The organism is Pseudomonas sp. HMWF006 (assembly GCF_003061205.1).
In the GTDB taxonomy this organism is placed as follows: Bacteria; Pseudomonadota; Gammaproteobacteria; order Pseudomonadales; family Pseudomonadaceae; genus Aquipseudomonas; species Aquipseudomonas monsensis.
Map to the genome: position 1 here is coordinate 1 of NZ_QAIU01000476.1, position 4729 is coordinate 4729.

The window sequence follows — 4729 nt, forward strand, 5'->3', positions numbered from 1 at the left end:
TGTCTGGACTGGGCGACTGCTTCGCAGCCGATCGGGGATAAATCCCCTCGCCACAAAAGCTCCTCACGCTCGAGTTGTCTTCAGTCCAGTGGCATGACGGTGACCCGCACTTCCGGGTCGTGGCTACCGCCCCCCAGAATCACCCCTCGCAACGGCGACACATCGGAAAAGTCCCGGCCCCAGGCCAGGGTGATGTGCTCCAGCGCCGGCTGCACATTGTTGGTCGGATCGAAATCCACCCAACCCAATACCGGACAGAACACTGACACCCAGGCGTGCGACGCATCGGCGCCGATCAGACGTGGCTGTCCCGGCGGTGGCTGGGTCAGCAGATAGCCGCTGATGTAACGCGCCGCCAGCCCTCGCGAGCGCACACAGGCGAGCATCAGGTGGGCGAAGTCCTGACACACGCCACGCCGGCGCTCCAGCACCTCCACCAGCGGCGTCGCCACCTGCGTGGCCTCGGCATCGAACGTGAACTCGCTAAAAATCTTCTGCATCAAGGCCTGCACGCCCAGCATCAAAGGTCGGCCCGGCGGGAAGCAGCTTTCGGAGAACTCGACGAAGCTGCGTTTCAGGTGCACGTAGGGTGACTGAAAGCGATAACGACAAGCCTCCAACATTGCGGCGGACAACGGCTGACTGCTGTAGGTCAGCGCATTGCACGTCTGCTCCCACGCCGGGGACAGATTGAAGTCCGCCGGCGGTCGCGCCAGCACTTCAACGGTGAGCCGTGCGTTGACCTGCAACTCGTCGTGCGGCCGCTCGAAGGCCAGACGGGTCAGCGGATTGCCGAAGACATCGAGTTCGTCACGCCGGGTTGTCGGCTCCGGACTGATCAGCAATTGCTGTTCGGTACAGCGCTGCCATGTGCATTCTCGGGGCCACAAGTGCGCCAATTGCTGCGCCAGCGACACCGGGCTGTCGTAGTGATAACAAGTGTCGTGGAAGATCTGGTAATTCGCGCTCATCAGACCGACACCGTACGCTGGCTGACATCATCGACATGGGCAAAGTGGCGCAGGGCCAGGCGATCCGAGACTTGCCCGCTGGCCTCGGCGATGTCTTGCAGCAAGTCCGCCAGACCATCGAGTGCGGCGCGCACGCTGGATTCGCCGAACAGCGAATTCTCCAGACAACCCAGATCAAAGCGTGCCAGACGCTCGACCAGTTGCGGCAGTCCGGCCTCGCGGGGCACGCCGAAATCATCGTTCAGGCGTTTCAGCGTGCGGGTCACCAGTTTCAACTGGAACAACACTGCATGCGGGTTCTGTTCGTCGAGCAGCAACAAGTCGAGCACCGGGATCAACTGCGCCACCGCCAGATAACGAGAACGGTAAGTGATGCTGCTGTTGCCCAGCTCCAGCAGCCACTCAAGCCCCGCCTGATCGAACGCGGCGCTCCCTCGCAGGAACGCCGCAAGGCTGCTGCTGAGAAACTGCAGGCGTTCGATGCGCCGGCCGATCATCAGGAAGCGCCAGCCTTCGTCGCGGGTCATGTCGTCCAGGGCGAACCCGGACAGCGCCGCCAGCGACATCACCAGGCGGTTGAGAAAGTCCAGCAACTCGCCGAAGTCCGGCGCGTCGGTGTCCAGTTCCATGGCTTCGCGCTGCAACTCCACCAAGGCCTGCCAGTTTTCCCGGGAGAGCTTGCCGCGCACCTGCGAGGCGGCCCACTGCAAGCGCTGCAGGTTGGAACGCAGGCTGAATGACCAGTCTTCACCGAGCAATGCGGCGAGCAGTCGCTCCGGCAATTCACCTTCGTCTGGCAACAACGTCAGCCGCTCGCCGAGATCGACCGCCGCTTGCAAGGCCTGCGGATCATCGCCATCGACATACCGCGCGAGCATGATGCGCAGCAATCGCGCACTGTCATCGCAACGCTCGCAATAGCGGCCGAACCAGAACAGGTTTTCCACCACCCGTGACGGCAGATATGGATCGCGGCGCACCAGATCATGCACACCGACATTACGCTGGGTTTTCCATTGCTCACCACTCGGCGGGCGCTCGCCCAACACCCAGGTGTCCTTGCTCGCACCGCCGCGTTGCATCGACACCACTTCGGCATCGGCCTCGGCGGCCACCCGGGTCAGGCCACCGGGCAGCACGCGGTAGCCGTCGCGACTGGCCACGGCGTACATGCGCATGCCGATGGCCCGCGGTTGCAACTGGCCGTCCTCGGCTTGCCAGATCGGCGCCTGTGACAGCTGCGCCAGCTCTTGCGCCACGTAGGCATAGGGCCGGGCCTGCATGCGCTCGGCGAGCGCCTGACGCTGTTGCTCACTCAGATCCCGGCCGAACACCGGGGCAAAACTTTGTGAGGGGAAGGCCGGTTTGATCAGCAGCTCCGGCAGTTTTTCCAGGGCCTGCGCCAGCACCGGCGCCTCGCCGCACCACCAGGTGGCGATGGACGGCAGGATCAGCTCTTCGCCAAACAGGTATTGATTGATCTTCGGCAGAAACCCGAGCAACCCCGGTGACTCCAGCACACCGCTGCCCAGGGCGTTGGCCACCAGCACCCGACCCTGCCGCACCGCTTCCAGCAAGCCGGGCACGCCGAGCGCCGAATCGGTACGCAGCTCAAGCGGATCGCAGAAGTCATCGTCGAGCCGGCGCATGATCGCGTGGACCCGGCGTAAACCGCTGAGGGTTTTCAGGAACACCGTGGCATCGCGCACCGTCAGATCGCCGCCTTCAACCAGCGGATAACCGAGCTGGCGCGCCAGATAAAGGTGTTCGAAATAGCTTTCGTTGAAGCGTCCGGGCGTCAGCAGCACCACCAGCGGCGCGTCGTCGTCACAGGGCGCCTGCCGCGCGAGGGTTTCCTGCAAGGTACGGAAGAAGCCCGCCAGGTGCTGCACCTTCAGATCGCGGTACAACTCGGGAAACGCCCGCGAGACGATGGTGCGGTTTTCCAGCGCATAACCGGCCCCCGACGGTGCCTGGGTGCGATCCGCCGTCACCCACCAGCGCCCGTCCGGCGTGCGCGCCAGATCCACGGCGTACAAATGCAGAAAAGTCGCTTCCGGCGGCGCAATGCCTTGGCAAGGCCAGAGAAAATTGTTGTGACCGAAGACCAGCTCCGCCGGCAACAGCCCTTCGCTGATCAACCGTTGCGGGCCGTACAGATCGGCCAGCACCGCATTGAGCAGGCGCGCCCGCTGGGCGATTCCGGCTGACAGGTGCTGCCACTCGTCAGCGGCGATCACGTGCGGCAGCAGATCCAGCTCCCACGGCCGATCAGCGCCCTTCGGGTCGGCGTAGACGTTATAGGTGACGCCGTTTTCCTGAATCTGCCGGGCCAGCAACGCCTGACGCTGCACCAGTTGCGCCGGGCTGCTGCGCTGTAAATGATCGAACAGCCGCTGCCAGTGCGGGCGCACTGCACCACTGCCATCGAGCAGTTCGTGATAAGTGCCCGCAGTGAGCGGGTAGCGGTCTAGCAGGTCAGGCATGGAAAGCTCGGCAGACAGCAAGGAACGGTCAGACTAACGCAGGCAGATGACGCCCGGATATACGAAAAATCCGCACGTCGCGCAGGAATTAGAAACGTCGCAAATCGAGCGTCATCGGCAGTTCGTCGGAAACGGTCGGATTCGGTATCGGAAGTTTCCCCGGCGTGTGCCCGATGCGGAAGAAACGCGCCATGCGCCGGCTCTCCGCCTCGTTGGCATTGACCGGCAGTGTCTCGTAGTTGCGCCCGCCCGGGTGCGCCACGTGGTACTGACAACCGCCCAGCGAACGTTGCATCCAGGTGTCGAGCAGGTCGAACACCAGCGGCGCGTGCACCGGAATCGTCGGCTGCAGGCAATTGGCCGGTTGCCAGGCCCGAAAGCGCACGCCGGCAACGAACTCGCCGATCCGCCCGGTCGGTTGCAGCGGCACCGGGATGCCGTTGCAGGTCAGCAGGTAACGCTGCGGCGGCAAGCCCTTGAGCCTGACCTGCAAACGCTCCAGCGACGAATCGACATAACGCACCGTGCCACCCGCCGTGCCCTCCTCGCCCAACACATGCCAGGGCTCCAGCGCCTGCCGCAGTTCCAGTTCGATGCCATTGACCGCGTAATCGCCCACCTTGGGAAAGCGGAATTCCAGATGCGCGGCGAACCATTCGGCGCGCAATGGATAACCGGCATTGTTGAGTTCGACGATGACGTCGGCGAAATCCTGCTCGATGAAATGCGGCAGCATGAAGCGGTCGTGCAGTTCAGTCCCCCAGCGCGCCAGTTTCGGCGGCGCATAGGGCTCGCGCCAGAATCGTGCAACCAGCGCCCGCAACAACAACTGCTGAGCCAGACTCATGCGCGCATGGGGCGGCATCTCGAAGGCGCGCAACTCCAACAGACCGAGGCGCCCGGTGGCACCGTCCGGGGAATACAGCTTATCAATGCAGAATTCGGCGCGATGGGTGTTGCCGGTGACGTCGATCAGCAAGTTGCGCAACAGCCGGTCGACCAGCCACGGCGCACACTCCTCGCCCGGCGCCGGCATTTGCGCGAAGGCGACTTCCAGCTCATACAACGCATCGTTACGCGCCTCGTCGACCCGTGGCGCCTGGGAGGTCGGGCCGATGAACAAGCCGGAAAACAGATACGACAGCGACGGGTGGTTGTGCCAATAACTGATCAGACTGCGCAGCAGGTCCGGACGGCGCAGAAACGGCGAGTCCGCCGGTGTCGCGCCGCCGAGCACGAAATGGTTGCCCCCGCCGGTGCCGGTGTGGCGGC

The 4729-nt window shown here is 63.9% G+C and carries 3 protein-coding genes; all 3 read right to left on the minus strand.

Translation table 11 applies throughout. The features are described 5' to 3' along the window. Nucleotides 1-80 precede the first annotated feature (80 nt). Nucleotides 81-971 (minus strand): transglutaminase family protein, encoded by an 891-nt coding sequence (locus DBR24_RS20780; protein WP_128615696.1) that lies wholly within the window; start codon nucleotides 969-971, stop codon nucleotides 81-83. After that, a complete protein-coding gene (locus DBR24_RS20785; protein ID WP_128615697.1) occupies nucleotides 971-3457 on the minus strand; it encodes a circularly permuted type 2 ATP-grasp protein in 2487 nt (828 codons plus the stop codon). The genes DBR24_RS20780 and DBR24_RS20785 overlap by 1 nt, the downstream gene beginning before the upstream one ends. Nucleotides 3458-3545: 88 nt before the next feature. Further along, on the minus strand, nucleotides 3546-4729 hold a 1184-nt coding region (locus tag DBR24_RS20790), incomplete at its 5' end, for a transglutaminase family protein (RefSeq protein ID WP_177490647.1).